This window comes from Ancylobacter tetraedralis (assembly GCF_014195655.1).
Classification (GTDB): domain Bacteria; phylum Pseudomonadota; class Alphaproteobacteria; order Rhizobiales; family Xanthobacteraceae; genus Ancylobacter; species Ancylobacter tetraedralis.
Genome location: NZ_JACICD010000003.1, coordinates 1 through 25,010 on the forward strand (window position 1 = coordinate 1; position 25,010 = coordinate 25,010).

36 protein-coding genes and 1 tRNA gene are annotated in these 25,010 nt (G+C 65.3%); 35 read left to right on the top strand and 2 right to left on the bottom strand.

Going from position 1 to position 25,010, the window contains the following annotated elements; all coding sequences use genetic code 11:
- The 33 genes from FHS55_RS08330 to FHS55_RS08490 form a co-directional block, all read left to right on the top strand.
- Nucleotides 1–95, top strand: a 95-nt coding sequence (locus FHS55_RS08330; protein ID WP_131837545.1) for an EF-Tu C-terminal domain-related protein, incomplete at its 5' end; no start/stop codon positions are given.
- A 97-nt stretch (nt 96–192) separates the two neighbouring features.
- Entirely contained in the window at nt 193–501 is a 309-nt protein-coding gene (gene rpsJ, locus FHS55_RS08335; RefSeq protein ID WP_013166261.1) for a 30S ribosomal protein S10, read from the top strand.
- 22 nt (nt 502–523) lie between these two features.
- A complete protein-coding gene (gene rplC / locus FHS55_RS08340; protein WP_183189286.1) occupies nt 524–1,261 on the top strand; it encodes a 50S ribosomal protein L3 in 738 nt (245 codons plus the stop codon).
- 2 nt (nt 1,262–1,263) lie between these two features.
- Entirely contained in the window at nt 1,264–1,884 is a 621-nt protein-coding gene (rplD, locus tag FHS55_RS08345; RefSeq protein WP_183189776.1) for a 50S ribosomal protein L4, read from the top strand.
- Nucleotides 1,881–2,177: a 50S ribosomal protein L23 gene (locus FHS55_RS08350; RefSeq protein WP_183189287.1), complete on the top strand. Its 297-nt coding sequence runs from the start codon at nt 1,881–1,883 to the stop codon at nt 2,175–2,177. Before rplD ends, FHS55_RS08350 begins: the two co-directional genes overlap by 4 nt.
- Nucleotides 2,178–2,200: 23 nt before the next feature.
- A complete protein-coding gene (gene rplB, locus FHS55_RS08355; RefSeq protein WP_183189288.1) occupies nt 2,201–3,034 on the top strand; it encodes a 50S ribosomal protein L2 in 834 nt (277 codons plus the stop codon).
- Between the two features lie 17 nt (nt 3,035–3,051).
- Nucleotides 3,052–3,330, top strand: a complete 279-nt coding sequence (rpsS, locus tag FHS55_RS08360; RefSeq protein ID WP_183189289.1) for a 30S ribosomal protein S19 — start codon at nt 3,052–3,054, stop codon at nt 3,328–3,330.
- Between the two features lie 10 nt (nt 3,331–3,340).
- Entirely contained in the window at nt 3,341–3,721 is a 381-nt protein-coding gene (gene rplV, locus FHS55_RS08365) for a 50S ribosomal protein L22 (protein WP_183189290.1), read from the top strand.
- Nucleotides 3,721–4,428: a 30S ribosomal protein S3 gene (rpsC, locus tag FHS55_RS08370; RefSeq protein ID WP_183189291.1), complete on the top strand. Its 708-nt coding sequence runs from the start codon at nt 3,721–3,723 to the stop codon at nt 4,426–4,428. The genes rplV and rpsC overlap by 1 nt, the downstream gene beginning before the upstream one ends.
- Before the next feature lie 30 nt (nt 4,429–4,458).
- Nucleotides 4,459–4,872 (top strand): 50S ribosomal protein L16, encoded by a 414-nt coding sequence (gene rplP, locus FHS55_RS08375; RefSeq protein WP_183189292.1) that lies wholly within the window; start codon nt 4,459–4,461, stop codon nt 4,870–4,872.
- Between the two features lie 11 nt (nt 4,873–4,883).
- The gene (gene rpmC / locus FHS55_RS08380) at nt 4,884–5,093 is read left to right on the top strand and encodes a 50S ribosomal protein L29 (RefSeq protein ID WP_183189777.1); all 210 of its coding nucleotides are present in this window, start codon (nt 4,884–4,886) and stop codon (nt 5,091–5,093) included.
- A gap of 10 nt (nt 5,094–5,103) precedes the next feature.
- Nucleotides 5,104–5,352, top strand: a complete 249-nt coding sequence (gene rpsQ / locus FHS55_RS08385; protein WP_183189293.1) for a 30S ribosomal protein S17 — start codon at nt 5,104–5,106, stop codon at nt 5,350–5,352.
- 75 nt (nt 5,353–5,427) lie between these two features.
- Nucleotides 5,428–5,796, top strand: coding sequence for a 50S ribosomal protein L14 (gene rplN, locus FHS55_RS08390; RefSeq protein ID WP_018390610.1), 369 nt, complete (start codon nt 5,428–5,430; stop codon nt 5,794–5,796).
- The gene (gene rplX / locus FHS55_RS08395) at nt 5,796–6,113 is read left to right on the top strand and encodes a 50S ribosomal protein L24 (RefSeq protein WP_183189294.1); all 318 of its coding nucleotides are present in this window, start codon (nt 5,796–5,798) and stop codon (nt 6,111–6,113) included. Before rplN ends, rplX begins: the two co-directional genes overlap by 1 nt.
- The gene (gene rplE / locus FHS55_RS08400; RefSeq protein ID WP_183189295.1) at nt 6,106–6,663 is read left to right on the top strand and encodes a 50S ribosomal protein L5; all 558 of its coding nucleotides are present in this window, start codon (nt 6,106–6,108) and stop codon (nt 6,661–6,663) included. The genes rplX and rplE overlap by 8 nt, the downstream gene beginning before the upstream one ends.
- 59 nt (nt 6,664–6,722) lie before the next feature.
- Nucleotides 6,723–7,028: a 30S ribosomal protein S14 gene (rpsN, locus tag FHS55_RS08405; RefSeq protein ID WP_183189296.1), complete on the top strand. Its 306-nt coding sequence runs from the start codon at nt 6,723–6,725 to the stop codon at nt 7,026–7,028.
- A 13-nt stretch (nt 7,029–7,041) separates the two neighbouring features.
- Nucleotides 7,042–7,440, top strand: a complete 399-nt coding sequence (gene rpsH, locus FHS55_RS08410; RefSeq protein ID WP_183189297.1) for a 30S ribosomal protein S8 — start codon at nt 7,042–7,044, stop codon at nt 7,438–7,440.
- 21 nt (nt 7,441–7,461) lie between these two features.
- The gene (gene rplF, locus FHS55_RS08415) at nt 7,462–7,995 is read left to right on the top strand and encodes a 50S ribosomal protein L6 (protein ID WP_183189298.1); all 534 of its coding nucleotides are present in this window, start codon (nt 7,462–7,464) and stop codon (nt 7,993–7,995) included.
- Between the two features lie 12 nt (nt 7,996–8,007).
- A complete protein-coding gene (rplR, locus tag FHS55_RS08420; protein WP_183189299.1) occupies nt 8,008–8,370 on the top strand; it encodes a 50S ribosomal protein L18 in 363 nt (120 codons plus the stop codon).
- Nucleotides 8,371–8,410: 40 nt separating this feature from the next.
- Nucleotides 8,411–8,962: a 30S ribosomal protein S5 gene (rpsE, locus tag FHS55_RS08425; protein ID WP_152301896.1), complete on the top strand. Its 552-nt coding sequence runs from the start codon at nt 8,411–8,413 to the stop codon at nt 8,960–8,962.
- 26 nt (nt 8,963–8,988) lie between these two features.
- On the top strand, nt 8,989–9,180 hold the full coding sequence (gene rpmD, locus FHS55_RS08430; RefSeq protein ID WP_183189300.1) for a 50S ribosomal protein L30: 192 nt from the start codon (nt 8,989–8,991) through the stop codon (nt 9,178–9,180).
- 19 nt (nt 9,181–9,199) lie between these two features.
- Nucleotides 9,200–9,688, top strand: a complete 489-nt coding sequence (gene rplO / locus FHS55_RS08435; RefSeq protein ID WP_183189301.1) for a 50S ribosomal protein L15 — start codon at nt 9,200–9,202, stop codon at nt 9,686–9,688.
- Nucleotides 9,689–9,742: 54 nt separating this feature from the next.
- Nucleotides 9,743–11,074 carry a preprotein translocase subunit SecY gene (gene secY / locus FHS55_RS08440; RefSeq protein WP_183189302.1) on the top strand — a complete coding sequence of 444 codons (1,332 nt, stop codon included), beginning with the start codon at nt 9,743–9,745 and terminating at the stop codon, nt 11,072–11,074.
- Nucleotides 11,071–11,655 carry an adenylate kinase gene (locus FHS55_RS08445; RefSeq protein ID WP_183189303.1) on the top strand — a complete coding sequence of 195 codons (585 nt, stop codon included), beginning with the start codon at nt 11,071–11,073 and terminating at the stop codon, nt 11,653–11,655. The genes secY and FHS55_RS08445 overlap by 4 nt, the downstream gene beginning before the upstream one ends.
- Before the next feature lie 188 nt (nt 11,656–11,843).
- Entirely contained in the window at nt 11,844–12,212 is a 369-nt protein-coding gene (rpsM, locus tag FHS55_RS08450) for a 30S ribosomal protein S13 (RefSeq protein WP_183189304.1), read from the top strand.
- Nucleotides 12,213–12,329: 117 nt separating this feature from the next.
- Complete coding sequence (gene rpsK / locus FHS55_RS08455) at nt 12,330–12,719, top strand: 30S ribosomal protein S11 (protein WP_018390623.1); 390 nt, start codon at nt 12,330–12,332, stop codon at nt 12,717–12,719.
- Between the two features lie 105 nt (nt 12,720–12,824).
- Nucleotides 12,825–13,865, top strand: coding sequence for a DNA-directed RNA polymerase subunit alpha (locus FHS55_RS08460; protein WP_183189778.1), 1,041 nt, complete (start codon nt 12,825–12,827; stop codon nt 13,863–13,865).
- A 70-nt stretch (nt 13,866–13,935) separates the two neighbouring features.
- Nucleotides 13,936–14,361 carry a 50S ribosomal protein L17 gene (rplQ, locus tag FHS55_RS08465; RefSeq protein ID WP_183189305.1) on the top strand — a complete coding sequence of 142 codons (426 nt, stop codon included), beginning with the start codon at nt 13,936–13,938 and terminating at the stop codon, nt 14,359–14,361.
- Nucleotides 14,362–14,489: 128 nt separating this feature from the next.
- Nucleotides 14,490–15,929 (top strand): DegQ family serine endoprotease, encoded by a 1,440-nt coding sequence (locus tag FHS55_RS08470; RefSeq protein ID WP_183189306.1) that lies wholly within the window; start codon nt 14,490–14,492, stop codon nt 15,927–15,929.
- Between the two features lie 7 nt (nt 15,930–15,936).
- On the top strand, nt 15,937–17,259 hold the full coding sequence (locus tag FHS55_RS08475; protein WP_183189307.1) for an AAA family ATPase: 1,323 nt from the start codon (nt 15,937–15,939) through the stop codon (nt 17,257–17,259).
- Nucleotides 17,260–17,521: 262 nt separating this feature from the next.
- The gene (locus FHS55_RS08480) at nt 17,522–18,712 is read left to right on the top strand and encodes an RluA family pseudouridine synthase (RefSeq protein WP_183189308.1); all 1,191 of its coding nucleotides are present in this window, start codon (nt 17,522–17,524) and stop codon (nt 18,710–18,712) included.
- Between the two features lie 309 nt (nt 18,713–19,021).
- Nucleotides 19,022–20,416 (top strand): exopolysaccharide biosynthesis polyprenyl glycosylphosphotransferase, encoded by a 1,395-nt coding sequence (locus FHS55_RS08485; RefSeq protein WP_246339990.1) that lies wholly within the window; start codon nt 19,022–19,024, stop codon nt 20,414–20,416.
- A 433-nt stretch (nt 20,417–20,849) separates the two neighbouring features.
- Nucleotides 20,850–21,632 (top strand): polysaccharide deacetylase family protein, encoded by a 783-nt coding sequence (locus FHS55_RS08490; RefSeq protein ID WP_183189310.1) that lies wholly within the window; start codon nt 20,850–20,852, stop codon nt 21,630–21,632.
- A 364-nt stretch (nt 21,633–21,996) separates the two neighbouring features.
- Here FHS55_RS08490 and FHS55_RS08495 read toward each other — a convergent pair.
- Nucleotides 21,997–22,081: transfer RNA gene (locus tag FHS55_RS08495), tRNA-Leu, on the bottom strand.
- 250 nt (nt 22,082–22,331) lie between these two features.
- Here FHS55_RS08495 and lipB point away from each other — a divergent pair.
- Nucleotides 22,332–23,030, top strand: a complete 699-nt coding sequence (gene lipB, locus FHS55_RS08500; protein WP_183189779.1) for a lipoyl(octanoyl) transferase LipB — start codon at nt 22,332–22,334, stop codon at nt 23,028–23,030.
- 90 nt (nt 23,031–23,120) lie between these two features.
- Here the strand turns inward: lipB and FHS55_RS08505 are convergent, their stop codons facing one another.
- The gene (locus tag FHS55_RS08505) at nt 23,121–23,411 is read right to left on the bottom strand and encodes an acylphosphatase (RefSeq protein WP_183189311.1); all 291 of its coding nucleotides are present in this window, start codon (nt 23,409–23,411) and stop codon (nt 23,121–23,123) included.
- A 154-nt stretch (nt 23,412–23,565) separates the two neighbouring features.
- On the opposite strand from FHS55_RS08505, the gene mgtE reads away from it, so the two are divergent.
- Nucleotides 23,566–24,969: a magnesium transporter gene (gene mgtE, locus FHS55_RS08510; RefSeq protein WP_183189312.1), complete on the top strand. Its 1,404-nt coding sequence runs from the start codon at nt 23,566–23,568 to the stop codon at nt 24,967–24,969.
- Nucleotides 24,970–25,010 lie beyond the last annotated feature (41 nt).

A 25,010-nucleotide genomic window follows, 5' to 3' on the forward strand; every position in this document is an offset into this window, starting at 1 on the left:
TCGTGCCGATCGCGATGGAAGAGAAGCTGCGCTTCGCCATCCGCGAAGGCGGTCGCACCGTCGGCGCCGGCGTCGTCGCATCCATCATCGAGTGATCTAACCAATCCCGAGGGGCGCGGGATCGCCTGCGCCCCTTTTTCGTGGTGCTCGTAATAGAGCCCTATTGACGAGCCCTCTGGGAGCCTGAAGTCAATGAACGGCCAGAACATTCGGATTCGCCTCAAGGCGTTCGATCATCGCATACTCGACGCCTCGACGCGTGAAATCGTTTCGACGGCGAAGCGCACGGGCGCCCAGGTTCGCGGCCCCATTCCGCTGCCGACGCGGATCGAGAAATTCACGGTCAATCGTTCTCCCCACGTCGACAAGAAGTCGCGTGAGCAGTTCGAGATGCGGACGCACAAGCGTTTGCTGGACATAGTCGACCCGACCCCCCAGACCGTGGACGCGCTGATGAAGCTCGACCTCGCTGCGGGTGTCGACGTCGAGATCAAGCTCTGAGAGAAGGCGAAGGGACACGGCCATGCGGTCAGGCGTCATCGCCCAGAAGGTCGGCATGACCCGCATCTTTAACGATGCAGGTGAACATGTTCCGGTCACTGTGCTGAAAGTCGATAATTGCCAGGTGGTTGCCCACCGTACGCTCGAGAAGAACGGCTACACGGCCGTCCAGCTTGGCGTCGGTCAGGCGAAGCCGCAGAACACCACCCGCGCGCTGCGCGGCCACTTCGCCGTGGCGAAGGTGGAGCCCAAGCGCAAGATGGCGGAGTTCCGCGTCGAGGAGGCCGAGTTGATCCCGGTCGGCGCCGAGCTGACCGTCGATCACTTCGTGGTCGGCCAGTTCGTCGATGTGACGGGCACGTCCATCGGTAAGGGCTTCGCCGGTGGCATGAAGCGCCACAATTTCGGTGGCCTGCGCGCCACTCACGGCGTGTCGGTCTCGCATCGTTCGATCGGTTCGACCGGTGGTCGTCAGGATCCCGGCAAGACCTTCAAGAACAAGAAGATGCCGGGTCACATGGGCGCCGATACGGTGACCACGCAGAACCTCAAGGTCGTTCTGACCGATGTGGAGCGTGGCCTGATCGCGGTCGAGGGCGCGGTTCCCGGCAACAAGGGCGGCTGGATCCTGGTCGCCGATGCCGTGAAGAAGAAGCTTCCGGCCGAGGCGCCGCAGCCGGGCAAGTTCCGTCTGCCGGGCACCGAGGCGGTGAACGACGCGGCCCCCGCCACCGAGGCTCAGGCCGAGGAGAATGTGTGATGGTGGAACTCGCCGTTAAAACGCTCGAAGGAGCCGAGGCCGGCTCCGTGACGCTCTCGGACGAGATCTACGGTCTCGAGCCGCGTCAGGATATCCTTCACCGCATGGTGGTGTGGCAGCTTGCCCGCCGTCAGGCCGGCACGCACCAGACCCTGTCGCGCGCGGACATCAATCGCACCAAGCGGAAGATGTACAAGCAGAAGGGCACCGGCGGCGCTCGTCACGGCGCTGCTTCCGCTCCGCAGTTCCGCGGCGGCGGTCGTGCCTTCGGTCCGGTCCAGCGCAGCCACGCCAGCGACCTGCCCAAGAAGGTCCGCGCGCTTGCCCTCAAGCATGCGCTGTCGACCAAGGCGAAGGAGCAGGCGATCGTCATCCTCGACGAGGCCACGCTGGCCGAGCCGAAGACGAAGCTGCTCAAGGAGCGCCTGGCGGGTCTCGGCCTGTCGAACGCGCTCGTCATTTCGGGCGCGGAAGTCGATGCCAATTTCGGCCTTGCCTCCCGCAATATCGGCCATTTCGACGTTCTGCCCGTCCAGGGCATCAACGTCTACGACATCCTGCGCCGTCACACCCTGGTGCTGACGAAGGCGGCTGTCGACGCTCTGGAGGCGCGCTTCAAATGAGTCTCGATCCGCGCCACTACGACGTGATCGTGTCCCCGGTCATCACCGAGAAGGCCACGGCGGCCTCCGAGCACAACAAGGTCGTCTTCAAGGTTGCTCTGACGGCTACCAAGCCGCAGATCAAGGAGGCGGTCGAGAAGCTTTTCGACGTCAAGGTCGAGAGCGTCAACACGCTGGTCCGCAAGGGGAAGACGAAGTTCTTCAAGGGCCGCAAGGGCGTGCAGAGCGACGTGAAGAAGGCGGTCGTGACCCTCGCCGAGGGGCACACCATCGACATCACGTCGGGTCTGTGAGCCGGGATTAAGGGATCAGAGACATGGCGCTCAAAACCTTCAAGCCGGTAACGCCGAGCCTCCGTCAGCTCGTCATCGTCGATCGCTCGGGCCTGTACAAGGGCAAGCCGATCAAGACGCTGACCGAGGGCAAGTCGGAAGCGGGCGGCCGCAACAATACGGGGCGGATCACTGTCCGTTTCCGCGGCGGTGGCCACAAGCAGGCCTATCGCATCGTCGACTTCAAGCGCGCCAAGCGCGATGTGTCGGCGATCGTGGAGCGGATCGAGTATGATCCCAACCGCACCGCCTTCATCGCCCTCGTCAAGTATGATGACGGCGAGCTCAGCTACATCCTGGCGCCGCAGCGCCTGGCTGTCGGCGACAAGGTTGTGGCGTCGAAGAGCGTGGACGTGAAGCCCGGCAACGCGGCTCCGCTCGGCAATCTCCCCGTGGGCACGATCGTGCACAATGTGGAGCTGAAGATCGGCAAGGGCGGCCAGATTGCCCGCTCCGCCGGCTCCTATGCGCAGATCGTCGGCCGCGACCAGGGCTATGTCATCATCCGACTCAATTCGGGTGAGCAGCGTCTTGTTCATGGCGAGTGCCTCGGCACGGTGGGCGCGGTGTCCAACCCCGACCACATGAACACCAACCTCGGCAAGGCCGGCCGCAAGCGCTGGCTGGGCCGTCGCCCGCATAACCGCGGTGTCACGATGAACCCGGTCGATCATCCGCATGGCGGCGGCGAAGGCCGTACGTCGGGCGGCCGTCATCCGGTCACCCCGTGGGGTCTCCCCACGAAGGGCAAGAAGACCCGGAAGAACAAGTCGACCACCAAGTTCATCGTGTCCAGCCGGCACGCCCGCAAGAAGTGAGCGAGGGGAACTGAATTATGTCTCGATCGGTCTGGAAAGGTCCGTTCGTCGACGGCTACCTCCTCAAGAAGGCGGAAGCCGCACGCTCGTCGGGTCGTCACGACGTCGTCAAGATCTGGAGCCGTCGCTCCACGATCCTGCCGCAGTTCGTCGGGGTTACCTTTGGCGTCTATAACGGCAACAAGCATGTTCCGGTCGCGGTGACCGAGGACATGGTCGGCCACAAGTTCGGCGAGTTCGCTCCTACCCGTACCTATTACGGGCATGCGGCGGACAAGAAAGCCAAGCGCAAGTAGAGGCAGGGTCATGGGTAAGGCAGCTCGTCCGCGCTCGCTCGCGGATACGGAAGCCAAGGCGGTTGCTCGCAATCTGCGAATCAGCCCCCAGAAGCTCAACCTCGTCGCGGGTCTCATCCGGGGCAAGAAGGTCGCGACAGCGCTCGCCGACCTTCAGTTCTCGCGTAAGCGGATCGCCGGCGACGTGAAGAAGTGCCTGGAATCGGCGATCGCCAATGCCGAGAACAATCATGAACTCGATGTCGACGATCTGATCGTCGCCGAGGCTCATGTCGGCAAGGGGCTGGTCATGAAGCGCTTCGCGGCGCGTGCGCGCGGGCGTGCCAGCCGTATCGAGAAGCCGTTCTCGCATATCACGATCGTGGTGCGTGAAGTCGAGGAGAAGGTCTGATGGGTCAGAAGGTTAATCCCGTCGGGCTGCGGCTCGGCATCAACCGCACCTGGGATTCGCGCTGGTTCGCCAGCAAGGGCGAATACGGGCAGCTGCTGCACGAGGATATCAAGATCCGCGAAGTGCTGCACAAGCTGCTCAAGCAGGCTGCGGTGTCGAAGATCGTCATCGAGCGTCCGCACAAGAAGTGCCGCGTCACCATCTACTCGGCTCGCCCGGGCGTGGTGATCGGCAAGAAGGGCGCGGACATCGACAAGCTGCGCAAGAAGGTTGCGGAGATGACCTCCTCGGAGGTCTTCATCAACATCGTCGAGATTCGCAAGCCGGAAATCGATGCGCGCCTCGTCGCCGAATCGATCGCGCAGCAGCTCGAGCGCCGTGTGGCGTTCCGTCGCGCCATGAAGCGCGCGGTCCAGTCCGCGATGCGTCTGGGCGCGGAAGGTATCCGTATCAACTGCTCGGGCCGCCTCGGCGGCGCGGAAATCGCCCGTCTGGAATGGTATCGTGAAGGGCGTGTGCCACTTCACACCTTGCGCGCGGACGTGGATTACGGTACGGCCACCGCCTTCACGACCTACGGCACCTGCGGTGTCAAGGTTTGGATCTTCAAGGGCGAGATCCTGGAGCACGACCCGATGGCGCAGGACAAGCGTCAGGCGGAGAGTGAATCTTCGGGTGGTCGTTCCTCGCGCCGCGACGCGGCGTGAGATCGGTAAAGAAGGAATAAGAGGCGCGTCATGCTGCAACCGAAGCGCACGAAGTTCCGCAAGCAGTTCAAGGGCCGTATTCACGGTGCTGCGAAAGGCGGAACTGACCTCAATTTCGGCCAGTTCGGGCTGAAGGCCCTGGAGCCGGAGCGCGTTACCGCGCGTCAGATCGAAGCCGCGCGTCGCGCGCTCACCCGTCACATGAAGCGTGCGGGCCGGGTGTGGATCCGCGTGTTCCCCGACGTGCCGGTGTCGTCCAAGCCGACCGAAGTTCGTATGGGTAAAGGCAAGGGCGCCCCGGAATATTGGGCGGCCAAGGTCAAGCCGGGCCGAATCATGTTCGAGATCGATGGCGTGAGCCAGGAGATCGCGCGTGAGGCCCTGACGCTTGCCGCGGCCAAGCTGCCGATCAAGACGCGCTTCGTCGAACGTATCGCTGAGTGACGGGGGAGATGATGACAAAGGCTTCCGACATTCGGACGAAGACCGTGGACGAACTCCAGGACGAACTGCTGTCCCTGAAGAAGGAGCAGTTCAACCTGCGCTTCCAGAAGGCGACCGGCCAGCTCGAGAACACGGCGCGGGTGCGTCAGGTCCGCCGCGACATCGCGCGGACCAAGACCGTCCAGGCGCAGAAGGCCGCATCTGCGGCCAAGGCGAAGTGAGGAGATAGCGATGCCGAAGCGTTTGCTGCAGGGCGTCGTGGTGAGCGACAAGCAGGACAAGACCGTCGTGGTCCGGGTCGAGCGCCGTTTCACCCATCCGCTGCTGAAGAAGACCGTCCGTCGTTCCAAGAAGTACCATGCCCATGATGAGGGCAATGCGTGGAAGGAAGGCGACACCGTCTGGATCGAGGAGCACCGCCCCTTGTCCAAGCTCAAGAACTGGATTGTGGTCCAGGGCGAGAAGCGGGCTGAAGTCTGAGCGCCCGGAAACGGGATTGAGGGGCGCGTGCCGGCATGACTGGTGCGCGCAGTTTTTGCGAGAAATAGGTGCGTCATGATCCAGATGCAGACCAATCTCGACGTGGCGGACAATTCCGGCGCGCGTCGCGTCATGTGCATCAAGGTGCTTGGCGGTTCCAAGCGTAAGTATGCCCATGTCGGCGACATCATCGTGGTGTCGGTGAAGGAAGCTATCCCGCGCGGCCGCGTCAAGAAGGGCGACGTGATGAAGGCGGTTGTCGTTCGCACCGCCAAGGACATCCGTCGCGTCGACGGTTCGGTGATCCGTTTCGACCGCAATGCGGCCGTGCTGATCAACAACAACAAGGAGCCGGTGGGCACGCGTATCTTCGGGCCGGTTCCGCGCGAGCTGCGCGCGAAGAACCACATGAAGATCATCTCGCTGGCGCCGGAGGTGCTTTGATGGCCGCGAAAATCAAAAAGGGCGACAAGGTCGTCGTCCTCGCCGGCCGCGACAAGGGCCGCAGCGGCGAGGTGATCGAGGTGCTTCCGAAGGAGAATACCGCCAAGGTGCGCGGTGTGAACCTGGTGAAGCGCCACCAGCGCCAGAGCGCGAACCAGGAAGGCGGAATCATCTCCAAGGAGGCTTCCATCGACCTGTCGAACATCGCGATTGCCGATCCCAAGGACGGCAAGCCGACCCGCGTTGGTTTCCTTGTGCAGGCAGACGGCACCAAGGTGCGCGTCGCCAAGCGCTCGGGGGAGAAGATCGATGGCTGAGACCAGCTACACCCCGCGGATGAAGTCCTTCTACGAGGACGAAGTTCGCAAGACCCTGATTGAGCAGTTCGGCTACAAGAACGCTCTCGAGGTGCCGACGGTCGACAAGATCGTCATCAACATGGGTGTCGGCGAGGCAACTGCCGACACGAAGAAGGTGCAGACCGCCGCGGCGGACCTCGCGCTGATCGCCGGCCAGCGGCCGGTCGTCACGCGGGCTCGCAAGGCGATCTCGAACTTCAAGCTGCGTGAAAACCAGCCTGTCGGCGCGAAGGTCACCCTTCGCAAGGTGCGTATGTACGAGTTTCTCGATCGGCTCGTCACCATCGCGCTGCCGCGGGTTCGCGACTTTCGCGGCCTGAACCCCAAGAGCTTCGATGGCCGGGGCAATTACGCCCTGGGTATCAAGGAGCATATCGTGTTCCCGGAAATCAACTACGACAAGGTTGATCAGGCCTGGGGCATGGACATCATTGTCTGCACGACGGCGAAGACGGACGACGAGGCGCGCGCGCTTCTGAAGGCCCTCAACTTCCCGTTCCGTCAGTAAGCATCCCCTTCCGGCAGTGGGGCCAAGGCCCCAAACGCGGAGACTAGGAGCAAAGTCATATGGCGAAGAAGAGCGCGGTCGAGAAGAACGAACACCGCCGGAAGCTCGTAAAGAACTATTCCGGCAAGCGTGCGCGTCTCAAGGCCCTCGTAAGCGACAAGGAACTGCCGATTGAGGAGCGCTTCGCCGCGGTCCTCAAGCTCGCGCAGCTCCCGCGCAATTCCGCGAAGGTGCGTATCCGCAACCGGTGTGAAGTCACCGGTCGTCCGCGCGCCTATTACCGCAAGCTCAAGATGAGCCGCATCGCGCTTCGTGAGCTCGGGTCGCAGGGGCAGATCCCTGGCCTGGTCAAGTCGAGCTGGTGAGGAGGGTCTGACCATGTCCACGACTGATCCGATCGGCGATCTCATCACCCGCATCCGCAACGCGCAGCTCCGTCGCAAGGAGAAGATCTCCACGCCCGGTTCTCGCCTGCGCGCCAGCGTTCTCGAAGTGCTCGCCGCCGAAGGCTTCATCCGGGGCTATTCCGCCTCGGAGCCGCTGAACGGCCGCACCGAGTTCGAGATCGAGCTGAAATATTACGATGGCGAGCCGGTGATCCGCGAGATCTCCCGCGTGTCCAAGCCTGGCCGGCGCGTTTATTCGTCGGTCAAGACCCTTCCGCGCGTCGCCAACGGTCTCGGCGTCGCTGTCGTCTCCACGCCGCAGGGCGTGATGGCGGACCACGAAGCCCGCGAGAAGAACGTGGGCGGCGAGGTCCTCTTCACGGTCTTCTGATCGGGGAGGGAGAGAGAGCACATGTCCAAGATCGGTAAAGCACCCATCACCATCCCGGCCGGCGTCACCGCCAGCGTCGATGGCCAGACGGTCACGGTGAAGGGCCCCAAGGGCGCCCTTGAAGTGAATGTCGTCGAGGAAATCGGCGTCACGCTCGACAACGGCACGGTGCTGTTCGCACCGCGCGGCGAGACCAACCGCCATCGCGCGATGTGGGGCCTGTCCCGCACGCTGGTGGCGAACCTGGTGGAAGGCGTGACCAAGGGCTTCGAGAAGAAGCTTGAGATCAGCGGCGTCGGCTATCGCGCGGCGGTTCAGGGCAAGAACCTGAACCTGGCGCTCGGTTATAGCCATGACGTCATCTACTCGATCCCGGAAGGGATCCAGATCGTCACGCCGAAGCCGACCGAAATCGTGGTGTCGGGCATCGACCGTCAGAAGGTCGGCCAGGTCGCCGCAGAGATTCGCGAATTCCGCGGTCCCGAGCCCTATAAGGGCAAGGGCGTGAAATACGCGGGCGAGTTCATCTTCCGCAAGGAAGGCAAGAAGAAGTAACGGACCCGAACCATGGCTCAGTATAAGGACGCTACCGAGCGCCGTAAGGCGCGTGTCCGCCGTGCCTTGCGCGCGACGGCGAACGGGCGGCCGCGCCTCTCGGTGCATCGCTCGTCGAAGCACATCTATGCGCAGATCATCGACGATGCGCGCGGCGTGACCATCGCCGCCGCTTCGTCGCTTGAGAAGGATCTGCGGGACAGCCTGAAGACCGGCGCGGATGTCGCGGCGGCCCAGGCGATCGGCAAGCTCGTGGCGGAACGCGCCGTCGCAGCCGGTGTGAAGGACGTGGTCTTCGACCGCGGAGCCTTCATTTATCACGGCCGCGTCAAGGCGCTCGCCGAGGCCGCCCGCGAGGGCGGTCTCAACTTCTAATCACGAGCGGGATCTCCCGCAGAACGACAAGGATAAGATCATGGCTCGTGAACGTGAGCGTGAACGCGAGGATCGCGACAACACGTTCGTGGACAAGCTGGTCCACATCAATCGTGTCGCGAAGGTTGTGAAGGGTGGCCGTCGCTTCGGCTTCGCGGCTCTCGTCGTCGTCGGCGACCAGAAGGGCCGCGTCGGTTTTGGCCACGGCAAGGCGCGTGAAGTGCCGGAAGCCATCCGCAAGGCGACGGAAGCCGCCAAGCGCGCGCTGATCCGCGTGCCGCTGCGCGAGGGTCGGACGCTGCATCATGACGTGCACGGCCATCATGGCGCGGGCAAGGTCATCCTGCGCGCGGCTCCGGCCGGTACGGGCATCATCGCCGGCGGCCCGATGCGCGCCGTCTTCGAGACGCTCGGCATGCAGGACGTGGTGGCGAAGTCGTTCGGCTCGTCCAACCCGTACAACATGGTTCGCGCGACCTTCGATGCGCTGAAGAACCAGGACAGCCCGCGTCTGGTGGCTGCCCGCCGCAGCCTGAAGGTCTCGCAGCTTCAGTCGCGCCGTCGCGTCGACGACGCCGAAGCGACCGACTGAGCGCCTGAGAGGTAGTGGAGCTTATCATGGCGAACAGCAGCAAGACGGTTACCGTCGAGCAGACCGGCAGCGCGATCCGCCGTCCGGAAGATCAGCGGGCGACCCTCATCGGCCTCGGCCTCAACAAGCTTGGGCGTCGTTCGACGCTCGAAGACACCCCGGCCGTGCGTGGCATGATCCAGAAGGTTCGCCACCTCGTCCGCGTCGTCGAAGCGTGACGACGCAAGGAGATTGGCGATGAGCAGCCTTAACGATATCAAGGACAACGCCGGCTCGCGCAAGAAGCGCATGCGCGTCGGTCGCGGCATCGGTTCCGGCAAGGGCAAGACCGGCGGACGTGGCGTGAAGGGACAGACCTCGCGCACTGGCGTCGCGATCAAGGGCTTCGAGGGCGGCCAGATGCCGATCCATCGTCGCCTGCCCAAGCGCGGCTTCCACAACATCTTCGCACTGGATTGGAACGAGGTTTCCCTCGATCGCATCCAGATCGCGATCGATGCCGGCAAGCTGGATGCGACGGTCGCCATCACCCAGGCGGCGCTTGTCGAGGCGGGCGTCCTGCGCCGCGTCAAGGCCGGCGTGCGCGTGCTGGGCGGCGAACTGACCGGGAAGGTCGTGCTTGAAGTGGCCTATGCCACCAAGTCGGCCCTGGCGGCGGTCGAGCAGGCCGGCGGCACTGTGACGCTGCTGGCGTCGAAGGGCGACGCTGGCGAAACGGCGGCCTGACGATTAAGTCAGGCCTTCCGCCTTTTCAGGGCACAGGTGAGGGAGCGAAGCCCCATGGCCTCGGCAGCAGAACAGCTCGCGGCAAACCTCAATTTCGGTGCTCTGGCGAAAGCCGATGAACTCAAGAAGCGCATCTGGTTCACGCTGGGTGCGCTTCTCGTGTATCGGCTCGGCACCTATATTCCGATGCCCGGCATCAATCCGGATGCACTTGCCGACGTGTTCCGCACGGCGTCGCAGGGCATTATCGGCCTTTTCAACATGTTCTCGGGCGGCGCGGTATCGCGCATGGCGATTTTCGCCCTGAACATCATGCCCTACATCTCCGCCTCCATCATCATTCAGCTGTTGACGACCGTGTCGCCGACGCTGGAAGCGCTGAAGAAGGAAGGCGAGTCGGGCCGCAAGACCATCAACCAGTACACGCGCTACCTGACCGTGGTGCTCGCCGTGTTCCAGTCCTACGGCATCGCCGTCGGTCTTGAGGGCTCGGGCGCCGTCGTGTCGGATCCGGGCTGGTTCTTCCGCATCTCCACCGTCGTCACGCTGACCGGCGGCACGATGTTCCTGATGTGGCTGGGTGAACAGATCACCTCACGCGGCATCGGCAACGGCATCTCGCTGATCATCTTCGCCGGGATTGTCGCCGAATTGCCGGCGGCCATGGCCAACACCCTGGAGCTCGGCCGTCAGGGCGCCTTGTCGACCGGCGTGATCCTCGGCGTGATCCTGATGGTCGTCGCGGTCATCACCTTCATCGTGTTCATGGAGCGTGCCCAGCGCCGGCTGCTGATCCAGTATCCGAAGCGCCAGGTAGGCAACAAGCTGTACGAGGGGCAGTCCTCGCATCTGCCGCTGAAGCTGAACACCTCGGGCGTCATCCCGCCGATCTTCGCTTCCTCGCTGCTGCTCATCCCGACCACGGTCGCGAGCTTCATGCAGGGGCAGGGGCCGTCCTGGCTGACAACGGTGACGACGCTGATCGGCCACGGTCAGCCGCTGTTCATGCTGCTCTACGTGCTGCTGATCGTGTTCTTCTGCTTCTTCTACACCGCGATCGTGTTCAATCCGACCGAAACCGCGGACAACCTCAAGAAGCATGGAGGGTTCATCCCAGGTATCCGCCCGGGTGAGCGGACCGCCGAGTATATCGACTATGTGCTGACTCGCATCACCGTCATCGGTGCGGCTTACCTTGCGATCGTCTGCCTGTTCCCCGAGATCCTGATCTCGTATGCCGCAGTCCCGTTCTATTTCGGTGGCACCTCGCTGCTGATTGTGGTGAGCGTGACCATGGATACGGTGGCTCAGGTCCAGGGGCACCTGCTGGCGCATCAATATGAGGGTCTGGTCAAGAAGGCCAAGCTCAGGGGGAAGCGTCGATGAGGTTGATTCTGCTCGGACCGCCAGGGGCGGGCAAGGGCACCCAGGCCCAGCGTCTGGTCGAACGCCACGGCATTGTGCAGCTGTCCACGGGGGACATGCTGCGCGAGGCGGTGCGAAACGGGACGCCGATCGGCCTCAAGGCCAAGGCGGTGATGGAGGCCGGCCAGCTGGTCTCGGACGAGATCGTGATCGGCATCATCTCCGACCGGATCGACCAGCCCGACGGCGCGAAGGGCTTCATTCTCGACGGCTTTCCCCGGACCGTGGCGCAGGCCGAGGCTCTGGACGGCATCCTGGCCGAGAAGGGCTTGAAGCTCGACGCGGTGATCGAGTTCAAGGTCGATCAGGAAAAGCTGGTGGACCGCATCCTGCAGCGCGCGCGCGAAACCGCCGCGCGCGGGGAGCCGGTGCGCAAGGACGACGATCCGGAGATCTTCAAGACCCGCCTGGAGGCCTTCAATCGCGACACCGCGGTCGTGGCGCCCTATTACGCGGGGCGCGGGTTGCTGGTTGAGGTCGACGGCATGAAGCCGATCGACGACGTGACGCGGGCGATTTCGGACGTTCTCGAAACGGTCTGACGAAACATGGCGCGGCTTGACATGTGAGCGGAATCGCTCTATGTGCCGCGCTTCACTCATGCGATCGTCACTTTCCGACATCATTCGCTGATGCCGGGCGACGTCGTGCGTATCTCCGCAGGGGCCGGTCTCCACCGGACGCGGAGTCAATCATCACCGGCATTGCCGGCGTACATGGAGAGAGCGAAGTGGCTCGTATTGCAGGCGTCAACATCCCGACCAACAAGCGCGTCATCATTGCGCTTCAGTACATTCACGGCATTGGCGCCAAGCACGCCGCCGACATCGTCTCGAAGGTCGGGATCCCGCTGGAGCGCCGCGTCAACCAGTTGACCGACCAGGAAGTGGCCCAGATCCGCGAGACGATCGATCGCGACTATCTGGTCGAGGGCGACCTGCGTCGCGAAGTGTCGATGAACATCAAGCGCCTGATGGACCTGGGCTGCTACCGCGGCCTGCGTCACCGTCGTGGCCTGCCGGTTCGTGGCCAGCGCACGCACACCAATGCCCGCACCCGCAAGGGTCCGGCCAAGGCGATCGCCGGCAAGAAGAAGTGATCGGGCGGGCCTTGGCCCGCCTTTTCCTGGCCGGCGGCGCGAGCGGCCGGCACCGCAACCAAGCATATTGTCCCGAGCGCCTGGAACGACGGGCGCGCCTGAAGGATCGAAGGTCAAATGGCTAAAGAAGCTGCCCGTATCAAGCGTCGCGAGCGCAAGAACATCGCCTCGGGCGTCGCGCATGTGAACGCCTCGTTCAACAACACCATGATCACCATCACCGACGCGCAGGGCAACACCATTGCCTGGTCGTCGGCCGGTGCCATGGGCTTCAAGGGTTCGCGCAAGTCGACGCCGTATGCCGCGCAGGTGGCAGCCGAGGATTGCGCCCGCAAGGCCGCCGATCACGGCATGCGCACCATCGAGGTCGAGGTGTCGGGTCCGGGCTCCGGTCGCGAATCGGCGCTGCGCGCCTTCCAGGCTGCGGGCTTCACGGTGACGTCAATCCGCGATGTTACCCCGATTCCGCACAATGGCTGCCGTCCGCGCAAGCGTCGGCGCGTCTGACGCCATTCCGTCCGGTGGCGTCTCGGCGCCGTCGGGACCGCTGCGTTTGGCATTCCCTCCCGGCGGAGCCGGGGGACGGTGCGGTCGGGTGAGGGTGCCCGGGGTATCGTCGAGAGCAAGGGTGACGTCGTGATTCAGAAGAACTGGCAAGAGCTGATCAAGCCCGAGAAGCTCGAGGTCGCCGTCGGCAGCGACCCGAAGCGTTTTGCCACCGTCGTCGCAGAGCCGCTGGAGCGTGGCTTCGGCCAGACGCTTGGCAACTCGCTGCGTCGTATCCTGCTGTCCTCGCTGCAGGGCGCCGCTGTGACTTCGGTCCATATCGACGGCGTGCTGCACGAGTTCTCCTCGATCCCCGGCGTGCGCGAGGACGTGACCGACATCGTCCTGAACATCAAGGACATCGCCATCAAGATGGCCGGCGACGGCCCCAAGCGGATGGTGGTGAAGAAGCAGGGCCCGGGTGTGGTCACCGCCGGTGACATCCAGACCGTAGGCGACGTCCAGGTGCTGAACCCCGAGCTGGTGCTGTGCACCCTCGACGACGGCGCCGAGATCCGCATGGAATTCACCGTCGATACCGGCAAGGGCTACATCGCGGCCGATCGCAACCGGCCCGAGGATGCCCCGATCGGTCTCATTCCGGTGGACAGCCTCTATTCGCCGGTCAAGAAGGTCTCCTACAAGGTCGAGAACACCCGCGAGGGCCAGATTCTCGACTATGACAAGTTGACCCTCTCCATCGAGACCAACGGTTCGGTCAGCCCCGAGGATGCGCTCGCCTATGCCGCGCGAATCCTTCAGGATCAGCTTGAGATCTTCGTGAATTTCGAGGAGCCCAAGCGCGAGACCGAGAGCCCGGCCATCCAGGAGCTGCCCTTCAACCCGGCGCTGCTGAAGAAGGTCGACGAGCTCGAACTGTCCGTGCGTTCGGCGAACTGCTTGAAGAACGACAACATCGTCTATATCGGCGACCTGATCCAGAAGACCGAGGCGGAGATGCTCCGTACCCCGAACTTCGGCCGCAAGTCGCTGAACGAGATCAAGGAAGTTCTCGCCAGCATGGGCCTGCACCTCGGCATGGAAGTGCCGGGCTGGCCGCCCGAGAACATCGAAGACCTCGCCAAGCGCTTCGAAGATCATTACTGAGCATTAGACGCGGCGGTCGAGCCGCCTTCCTCCACACCGGCTCGAAGCCGTCGCATTTAGGATACTCGCCATGAACCACGGCAAGACGTATCGGAAGTTCAACCGTACCGCTGAACACCGCAAGGCCATGTTCGCCAATCTCGCGCAGGCCCTCATCACCCACGAGCAGATCATCACCACGCTGCCCAAGGCGAAGGATCTTCGCCCGGTCGTGGAAAAGCTGATCACCCTCGGCAAGCGGGGCGGCCTGCACGCCCGCCGCCAGGCGATTGCCGACATCCGCGACGTGGCGGTGGTCCGCAAGCTGTTCGACGTGATCGGCCCGCGCTACAAGGAGCGCAATGGCGGCTACACCCGCATCATCAAGGCGGGCTTCCGCCACGGTGATTCGGCCGCCATCGCGGTGATCGAGCTGGTCGATCGCGACGAAGCCGCCAAGGGCGCGGCCGATCTGGCTCGGCTTGAGGCGACGAAATCGGCGGAAGCCGCCGCCTGATCGCGATTTCGAGACATAGTTGATGAAGAGGGGCGGTTTTCACCGCCCCTTTTTCTTTTGTCGCGCGGCCGGCTCGGCATAGGTGCGACACCCTTTTTCTGCCGCGAGGCGAGGGCTATATCTCGTTCATGCAACGTTTCGCTCTTTCCCTCGCCGCCAGTCTCTTGCTCACCCTTCCGGCCGCGGCCCAGATGCCGCCGTCCCCGGCGGAGGTGGCGCAGCCGCGTGTGCCGGCTTCGCGCGCGGAGATCGGCCTCAGCTTCGCGCCCATCGTGGCCAAGACCGCGCCGGCCATCGTCAATGTCTATGCGATGCGCACGGTGCAGGCGCGGCGCGGGCCTTCGCTGCTGGAGGACCCGTTCTTCCGCCGCTTCTTCGGCGCACCGAACGGGCCGGGCTTCGGCGGCCCGAGCGAGCGCATCCAGCGCGCGCTCGGCTCGGGCGTCATCGTCGATGCCTCAGGGCTGGTCGTGACCAATAACCACGTCATCGAGGGCGCGGACGAGGTCCGCGTGTCGCTGTCCGACAAGCGGGAATTCGATGCCGACATCCTCCTGCGCGACCCGCGCACCGATCTTGCGGTGCTGAAGCTGCGGGACGGCAAGACGCGTTTCCCGGCCGCCCAGCTCGGTTCGTCGGACGACCTGCAGGTCGGCGACATCGTTCTGGCCATCGGCAATCCGTTCGGCGTGGGGCAGACGGTGACGCAGGGCATCGTCTCGGCGCTCGCGCGCACGCAGGTCGGCATTACCGACTACCAGTTCTTCATCCAGACGGACGCGGCGATCAATCCCGGCAATTCCGGCGGCGCTCTGGTGGATGGCGCCGGACGCGTGGTGGGAATCAACACGGCGATCTTCTCGCGTTCCGGCGGCTCGCAGGGCATCGGCTTCGCGATTCCGGCCGACATGGTGCGCGTGGTGCTCGAATCGGCGCTGACCGGCGGCAAGTCGGTGCGCCGGCCCTGGCTCGGCGCCAGCCTGCAATCGGTGACGGCGGACATTGCCGAGGGCCTCGACCTGCCGCGCCCGGTCGGTTCGCTGGTCCAGAGCATCCGGCCGGGAAGTCCCGCCGAGAAGAGCGGCCTGAAGGTGGGCGATCTCATCACCAGCATTGCCGGCCAGGAGACCGACGACCCCGACGCGTTCGGCTACCGCTTCGCCACCCGCCCGATCGGCGGGGCGGTGGAGGTGTCGGTCATCCGCCAGGGCAAGCCGCTGACGCTGACCATCCCGCTTCTCACCGCGCCGGAGACCACGCCGCGCGAGGAGGTGACGGTGTCGACCCGCTCACCCTTCGGCGGGGCGACGGTGGTGAACCTGTCGCCGGCGGTTGCCGAGGAGTTGCGCACCGTCGAGGCCGATAGCGGCGTGGTCGTCACCGCCGTGGCGGAGGGCTCGCCGGCGGATGCCACCAACCTTCGGGTGGGTGATGTCATCCGCGAGGTGAACGGCATGCCCATCACCCGCACCGCCGATCTCGTGCGCGCCACCTCCACGCCGGCGCGCGTGTGGCGCATCACCCTGCAACGCGGCGGTCGCACCCTGACCGCCATGCTCCCCGGTTGAGGCGCCCGTGGCCGATCTCTTCGCCACGGCGGGACTGGAGACGGGGGCCCCGCGGCCGCTGGCCGACCGGCTGCGGCCGCAGAGGCTTGGCGAGGTGGTCGGCCAGGAGTACCTGACCGGGCCGGAGGGCATGCTCACCCGGATGATCGCGCATCATTCGCTGGGCTCGCTCATTTTCTGGGGGCCGCCGGGCACCGGCAAGACCACGGTGGCGCGGCTGCTGGCACGCGAGACGGACCTGCATTTCGAGCAGATCTCCGCCATCTTCACCGGCGTCGCCGACCTCAAGAAGGTGTTCGAGGCCGCGCGGGGCCGGCGCGCGGTGGGGCAGGGCACGCTGCTGTTCGTGGACGAGATCCACCGCTTCAACCGCGCCCAGCAGGACGGCTTCCTCCCCGTGATGGAAGACGGCACCATCACCCTGATCGGCGCGACCACCGAGAACCCGTCTTTCGAGCTGAACGCGGCGCTGCTGTCGCGGGCGCGGGTTCTGGTGTTCAAGGCGCTCGATGCGGAGGCGATCGAGCGGCTGCTGCAGCGCGCGGAGACGCTGGAAGGCCGGCGCCTGCCGCTGGATGCCGATGCGCGGGGAGCGCTCGCCGGCATGGCGGATGGCGACGGGCGCTATCTGCTCGGCCTCGCCGAGGAGCTGCTGGCGCTGCCGCCGGGGCCGGATCTCGATATCGGTGCGCTTGCCGCCAGCCTGCAGAAGCGGGCGCCGATCTACGACAAGGGGCAGGACGAGCATTACAATCTGCTCAGCTGCTTCCACAAGAGCCTGCGCGGCTCGGACGTGAACGGCGCCATGTACTGGGCGGCGCGCATGATCGTGGGCGGGGAGGATCCGGGCACGGTGTTCCGTCGCCTCGCCTGCGCGGCGTCGGAGGATGTCGGCATGGCCGACCCGCAGGCGATGCCGCAGGTGGTGGCGGCGTGGACCGCGTTCGATCGCGTCGGCTGGCCGGAAGGGCGGCTGTTCCTGGCGCAGGCCATCGCCTATGTCGCCACCGCGCCGAAATCGAACGCCGCCTATTCGGCCTTCAACGCCGCGCTCGCGCTGGCGAAGGCGACCGGTTCGCTGCCGCCGCCCAAGCACATCCTCAATGCCCCAACCCGTTTGATGAAGGAACTCGGCTACCACGCCGGTTATCGCTACGACCACGATTATCCCGATGCCTATGCGGGACAGCAGTTCTTTCCCGATGAACTCGCCGGTGATCGTCGGGCAGAGTTCTACGTGCCGAATGAACGCGGCTTCGAGCGTGACGTTAAGAAGCGGCTGGAATACTGGGCCCGCCTCAAGGCGGAGCGACAGGGCGGCAACAAGTAGGCCCCCGTGCGCGACGTCTTGCCTGGCGGAAGTCGGCGGTTGAGGCGGCGCGTAGGCTCGGTGGTTTCACAACCTTCTCCTCCGTCTCGCCCGATACCGCGATGTTGGCGGAAGGCGACAAAATCGGCCTCGCCGCCTTCAATAGCGCGCGTCGGTCGCCATTTCCCGGGTTGCCGTGTTCGCCGGGCTTGCGCTCACATGCGCAGTCGCGTGACGTGAGGCCGCGTCTCGGCTATGTGCAGGCGTGAGGAGTACCCGACCCATGGCTGTTGAAATCCACCGCGTCGATTCGGACGAGGAGGGCATGCGGCTCGACCGCTGGTTCAAGACGCATTTTCCCGACCTGTCCTTCGGGCACCTGCAGAAGCTGCTGCGCAGCGGGCAGGTGCGCGTCGATGGCGGCCGGGTGAAGACCAACACGCGGCTGGCTGCCGGCCAGAGCGTGCGCGTCCCACCGCTCGAGGAGAAGCCGCAGCTCTCGACCGCCGATTATCTGGAGGCGGAGGAGCGCCGTGCGCGCGGCGAGACCGTGCCACGCGGGCGCGTGCCGCGTGACGCCGCGGCCGATGATGCCGCGCGGGATGACACCGGCTCCGATGACGATGTGTCCGAAGACCTGGCGTCCGGCGATGAGGCCTCCGGCCGTCCGGCGCCGCGCGCGCGGGCCGAGAGCCTCGCCGCGCCGGCGGTGAAGCGCGCCAGCAGCGATGACAAGGATGCCGCGGCCCTGCGCGCCATGACGCTGTTCGAGGATCGCGACGTGCTGGTGCTGAACAAGCCCTACGGCCTTGCCGTGCAGGGGGGCTCGGGCACTTATCGCCATGTCGACGGCATGCTGGAAGCGCTCCGCGCCGATGATGGCCAGAAGCCGCGCCTCGTGCATCGCATCGACAAGGACACCTCCGGCATTCTGCTGATCGCCAAGAACCGGCTCTCGGCCTCGACGCTGGCCAAGACCTTCCGGTCGCGCTCGGCGCGCAAGGTCTACTGGGCGCTGGTTCCCGGCGTGCCGCGCCCGGCACAGGGACGCATCTCGACCTACCTCGCCAAAGACGAGGCGGCCGAGCGCATGCGGGTTGCCCGCCATGGCGACGACGAGGCCAGCCATGCCATTTCCTATTACGCCGTGGTCGACCACGCGGCGCAGAAACTCGCCTGGCTGTCGCTGAAGCCCGTCACCGGCCGCACACACCAGCTGCGCGCCCACGCCGCCCATATCGGTCATCCCATTGTCGGTGATCCCAAGTATTTCAACGTCGAGAACTGGCCGTTGCCGGGGGGGCTGCAAAACCGGCTGCATCTTCTGGCGCGTAGGCTGGTCATCCCTCATCCGCGCGCGGATAAGCTGATCGACGTCTCGGCTCCCTTGCCACCGCACATGCAGCAAAGCTGGAATGTTCTGGGCTTTGATGCAGGCCAATACGATCCGATTGTGGACGCGCCGGAGAGTTGACCTTGCGTTATATGCACGCGCCGCATCGTAGGCGCGATGCATCGCAGCAACATGTGCGCGAAAATAAGATTGAGTGCACCGCATTCATATTGGCTTAACCCAGCATAAAGCGTTGATGATGACCTATACTCGCTAACCAGTGATGCCGAGTTCAGGGCAATTTAGTTCTGTATTCGAACAATCTCTGGGGTGGCTGGTAAATGGCGCTGCAACCTTCTATGCCGCAGCGCAACCTGATTGCGGTGTCTGGATAGTGAAGGGCAGTTGCCGATGACCGAGATGGGAGCCTTTGTCGGAGTGGCGAGGCGGATGTCCCACGCGGCACAGGGGGGCGTTGGCAAGGGGCAGAGCCTCTTGTGGCGCCATCGCAATCTTGTGCGCCTCGGCTTGGTCGGTGGTGCTGTCGTCGTCGACATGGCCGCCATCGTTGCGGCCAGCGGGCTGGGTGCCTATCTGAAGACCGGCGATCTCCTGGGGGGCAACTGGACGCAGACTTTCGTCCTGCTCGCCCCGACCTATCTTCTCGCCGCTCTCGTGCTGCACGGCTACCGGCTGAGGACGCTGCGCTCGTTCGGGCGCTCGGTGACGGCGGCAGTCTCCGCGCTGCTCATCGCCTCCGGCATCAGCTTCGCCGCCATGTTCGCGCTGAAGGTCTCCGAGATGACCTCGCGCCTGGAGACCGGCTATTCGCTGCTGCTCGCCGCCACCCTGCTGGTGCTGTTCCGCGCCGTAGGATCGGCTGTGATACGACGTGTGTTCCGCACCGTCGTGGAGCCGCGCTTCATCGTTCTCACCGACGGTGTCGGCCTCGGACGCCGTTCCGGCAACCGCGCCACGACGCTGATCGATGTACGGCAGGCGGGAATGGTGCCCGCGCTTGCCGATCCCCGTTTCTTCGACACGTTGAGCCGGGCCGTGCGCGACGCCGATCGCGTGGTGCTGTCCTTCTCCGATTCGCAGGAGCGGCTGAAGTGGAGCGAGGCCATGCGCCTCAGCGGCCTCGATGCCGAGATCGTCGCCGATCTCGGCGACGTGCAGCCGCTCGCCCTGTCGCACTGGGAGAGCCACCCCACTCTGGTCATTTCGCGCGGTCCGCTCAACATGGTGGAGCGGGCGGCCAAGCGCCTGTTTGATCTGGTGGTGACCGGCGGGCTGATGCTGATCGCCGGGCCGATCATCGCCGTGGCGGCGCTGCTGGTGAAAGTCGATTCCCCCGGCCCGGTCTTCTTCATTCAGGAGCGGGTGGGGCGCAACAACCGCACCTATCGCTGCTTCAAGCTGCGTACCATGCGCATCGACACGGTCGATACCGCCGGGGCGGTCTCCGCGTCGCGTGGCGACGCCCGCATCACCCGCATCGGCGCCATTCTGCGTCGCACCAGTATCGACGAACTGCCGCAACTGCTGAATGTGCTGATCGGGGACATGAGCCTCGTCGGCCCGCGCCCGCATGCGCTGGGCTCGCGGGCGGAAGGGGCGCTGTTCTGGGAACTGGTGCCGGACTACTGGAGCCGCCATTCGATGAAGCCCGGCGTCACCGGTCTCGCCCAGGTGCGGGGCCTGCGCGGAGCAACGCATAGCCGCGCCGACATCGAACAGCGCGTGGCGGCGGACCTCGAATATATCAACGGCTGGTCGCTCTGGCTGGACATCAAGATCCTGTTCATGACGATCCGTGTCGCGGTTCATCCCAACGCCTACTAGGGCTTGTCCGGTCGAACGCGCGGGCGCCAAGGTGCGCCCGAATCGTATCCTTGCTGGGCGTGGCGCGCAGCGCTTGGGACGGGGCAGCGCTTGGGACGGGTTCGCGTCTCGCTGCCACGATCCCGCCCAGTCGGCCATCCAAACGCCCAGAAGGCGATCCATTGCTCCGCGCTGTCCGGCGTTTCGCTGCGCGCCGGTGGCGGCAAAAGCCTTGGAAATGTCAGGACTGAACATCCAGGGCCACGTCGATCGGATGGCAGCGCGGTCGGACGCGTGCCTTATCCATCAGCTTCTAGAGTGTTTTCGAGCGAAGTGGGTTCCGGTTCGCGTCAAGAAAACGCGTCAAACCAAGAACCTGGAGCGTTGCCGGTGAACCGGAATTCACTGGAAATGCTCCAGGCAACCGTTCCCTCGGTTTCGATCCGGAGTCGACATGCCCGGCCTTCTCAGGCACACGGTCGCCGCGCTGGCGGTGTTCTGCGTTCTCTCGCTTCCCGCCCGCGCCGCGGCGCCCTGCGAGGGCGCGCTCGGCACCTCCCGCGTGATGGAGGTGCCCGCCGCCGGCCTCCAACTCGGCACCAAGCACTTTCCCCAGACGCTCGACCTCACCGATGGCGAAGTGGTGCTGACCTTTGATGACGGCCCGCATCCCGGCACCACGCCGGCGGTGCTGAAGGCGCTGGCGAAGGAATGCGTGCGCGCCACCTTTTTCCTGATCGGGCGTAATGCGAGCGCCCATCCCGATCTCGCCCGGCGCCTGGTCGCCGAGGGCCACACGGTCGCCTATCACAGCCAGACCCATCCGATGACGCTGGCGGACCTGCCGTTCGACAAGGCGGTGGCGGATATCGAGAAGGGCTTCGTCAGCGTCGACAAGGCGGCCTATGGCAGCGCCAGCGCGCACCCGCGCACGCCCTTCTTCCGCTTTCCCGGATTCGGCTCCTCGCCCGAACTGCTGAAATATCTCGGCGATCGCGGCATCGACACGTTCGGCGCCGATCTATGGGCGAGCGACTGGAACCCGATGACGCCGGACCAGCAGCTGAAACTCCTGATGGAGCGGCTCGATCACCAGCGGCGCGGCATCATCCTGCTGCACGACACCCGCGAGCAGACCGCCCGGATGGTTCCCGCCTTCCTTGCCGAACTCAAGGCGAAGGGCTACCGGGTCGTGCATGTGGTGCCGGCTGGCGTGACGACGGCGGCGAAGCCATAGCATCCCTTGCCATTGGCAAGCGGTAGCCGAGCGGTAGCCGAGCGGCGGTGGTGTGATCATCCCGTTTGAGCGGCAGCCCGCGACTCGGAACGCCGCCAGCGGCGGCTCGGGCGGCGCGGAGAGCCGAATCGGGCGTGCCCGCGTCCATCCTGTTCATCCGGCCTGTTCATCCGGCGGGCAGGGGATAAAGCAGCGACGCTCGCCCGGCGAGCTTGCCTGCGACAGGCCGTGGACAGGCGCAGGCTCCCGAGGATCGAAACGCAAGCGCAGGTGCCGGGGGAACGGGGCCGGGGGAACGGGAATGCCGGGGCCCAAAACGACAACGGCGACCCGAAGGCCGCCGTACGTTCTGCTCGTAAGAAGATGGTGCGGTCGAGAGGACTCGAACCTCCACGGTGTTACCCACTGCCACCTCAAGGCAGCGCGTCTACCAATTCCGCCACGACCGCATCTTCCCCCATCGAACCGCCGAAGCCTGAGGCCTTTGGCAGCCCGTCCGGGCGGGGCATCGTCTAACAGATCAAATCAGGGTCCACAAGGGCCGCCCTGGTCCTGTCCCGGCCTGTGGATAGCTCGGACGCGCCGGGCAGGTGGGCGGGCCGCCACGCGGGGCAGACAGATGCCGCGGCGATGATTATCTGTGGAGGCATGAAGGACGATGCAAACGAGAGTGCCGAACAGGGCCTGACGCCGCGCCAGATGCCGCGCCACGAACTGGCGGCGCTGCTGCGGCCCGCGCCGGGCAGCGCGCCGGTGCGCTGGCGCGTGGCCGAGCAACCCGTCGGCTATCCCGAGGCGCTGGCCGAGATGGACCGGCTGGCCGAGGCGATCGCGAGCGGCCGCGCCGACGAGACCGTGTGGTTGCTGGAGCATCCCTCGCTCTACACGGCGGGAACCAGCGCGCAGGCGCAGGATCTGGTCGAGCCCGACCGATTCCCCATTTTCCAGACCGGCCGGGGCGGGCAATTCACCTATCACGGGCCCGGCCAGCGCGTGGCCTATGTGATGCTGGACCTCAAGCGCCGCTCGCCGGATGTGCGCCGCTACGTGGCGGCGCTGGAGGAATGGCTGATCGCCGCGCTCGCCGACTTCAACATTCGCGGGGAGCGGCGGGAGGACCGCGTCGGCGTGTGGGTGCGACGTCCCACAAAGGCCGGGGAGGGCGAGGACAAGATCGCCGCCATCGGCATTCGCGTGCGCCGCTGGGTGACGATGCACGGCATCTCGCTCAATGTGGAGCCCGATCTCGGCCATTTCGACGGCATCGTGCCCTGCGGCGTGCGCGAGCATGGCGTGACCAGCCTGGTCGACCTGGGCCTGCCGGTAACGATGGAGGATGCCGACATCGCCCTGCGCCGCGCCTTCGAGGACGTGTTCGGCCCGACGGTCGACGATTAGAGCCTTTTCCAGCGAAGTGGATGCCGGTTCGCGTGAAGAAAATGCGTAAAAACAAAGACCTGGAGTGTTTCCGTGTTTCCGTGAAACACTCTAGGCGGTCGGCAGCACCGTGAAGCCGGCGAGGAGGGCGATGTCGCTCTCACCCACGGCGAGGATCTCGATCTCGGCGACCCGGGCGGCGGGCGGTCCCTGCCGGCAGGCGGCGACCAGATCCCCGAGGATCGCGGCATCAACGGCTACCAGCGCCTCGACGCTGCCGTCACGGCGATTGCGCACCCAACCCGTGAGCCCGCGCCGCTCCGCCTCCCGTGCGAACCACGCGCGGTAGCCCACGCCCTGCACGCGGCCGGAAATGATCAGACGCGCGTGTTCCGGCGCCATCCTGCCCTCGCCCTGTTGCCCGCGAAGCACGACGGCGCGGGCACGGAGGCGCCTGCGGGCCGTTCGAATTGCCTTCCCTGGCGTCGCTTCCTAAGAACGGCTCCAGCCATTCGAATCTCGATCTCCGTCAGAAACCTGTCAACCGGAGTGCGGCATGCGCGAAGATAACGACGCCGCCCGATCCGCGCATGTGGGACGCGAGGGGGAGCATGACATTGACCGCATCGAGTCGCCAGGCTTCGTGGAAGCGGTGGTCGGCGCCATCGAGGCGGGCGAGCGCGACATTCTGCGCAGCCTCATCGCCGACCTGCACGAGAGCGACCTCGGCCGGCTGATCGAGGCGCTGCCGCCGCCCGACCGGCCGCGCATGATCGAACTGCTCGGCGCCGATTTCGACTTCACCGCGCTGACCGAGCTGGACGAGACCACCCGCGTCCGCATTCTCGAGGAATTGTCGACCCAGACCGTCGTCGAGGGCATGCGCGACCTCGATTCGGACGACGCGGTCTATATTCTGGAAGACCTCGGCGACGCCGAGAAGCAGGAGATTCTCGCCGGCCTGTCGGTGCCCGAGCGGGCCGCGCTGCAGCGCAGCCTCGACTATCCGGAAGAGAGCGCCGGCCGGCGCATGCAGACCGAGTTCATCGCTCTGCCGCCCTTCTGGACGGTCGGTCAGGCGCTGGACTATATCGGCGAGACGGAGGGACTGCCCGAGGTCTTCTTCGAGGTCTTCATCGTCGATCCCACGTTCCGCCTCAGCGGCTCGGTGCCGCTCGACCGGCTGCTGCGCACCAAGCGCGGCACCAAGCTCGGCGAGGTCGTGACGCCCGACCGTCACGTGGTCAACGTGCTGGACGACCAGGAGGACGTGGCACGCATCTTCGAGCGCTACAACCTGATCTCCGCCCCGGTGGTGGACGCGGCAGGGCGCATCGTCGGCGTGCTCACGGTCGACGACATCGTCGACGTGATCCAGGAGGAGGCGGACGAGGACCTCAAGGCGCTCGGCGGCGTCGCCGGCGACGAAGAGCTGTCGGATAGTTTCTGGTACATCGCCAAGAGCCGTTTCGCCTGGCTGCTGCTCAACCTCATCGCCGCCAATCTCGCCTCCTTCGTGATCGCGCTGTTCGAGAACGAGCTGCAGCGCATGGTGGCGCTGGCCGTGCTCATGCCCATCGTGGCCAGCCAGGGCGGCAATGCCGGCACGCAGACCATGACGGTGGCGGTGCGCGCGCTCGCCACCCGCGAACTGAAGCCGAGCAACGCGCGGCGCATCGTCGCGCGCGAACTGCTGGTGGGCCTGTTCAACGGCGTGGTGTTCGCGGTGATCATGGCGGCGGTGGTGTTCGCCCGCTTCGGCGTCATGGATCTCGGCTTCGTCATCGGCCTCGCCATGATCATCAATCTGGTCGCGGCGGCTCTGGGCGGTATCTTGATCCCGTTGACACTCGACCGGCTGAAAGTCGATCCAGCGGTATCCTCCGGCCCCTTCGTGACGACGATTACGGACGTGGTCGGCTTCTTCGCCTTCCTCGGCATCGCCTCGCTGTGGTTCTAGCGGCGCGCCGTCCGGGCGCGCGGGGCGCAATGGGAGGCGTG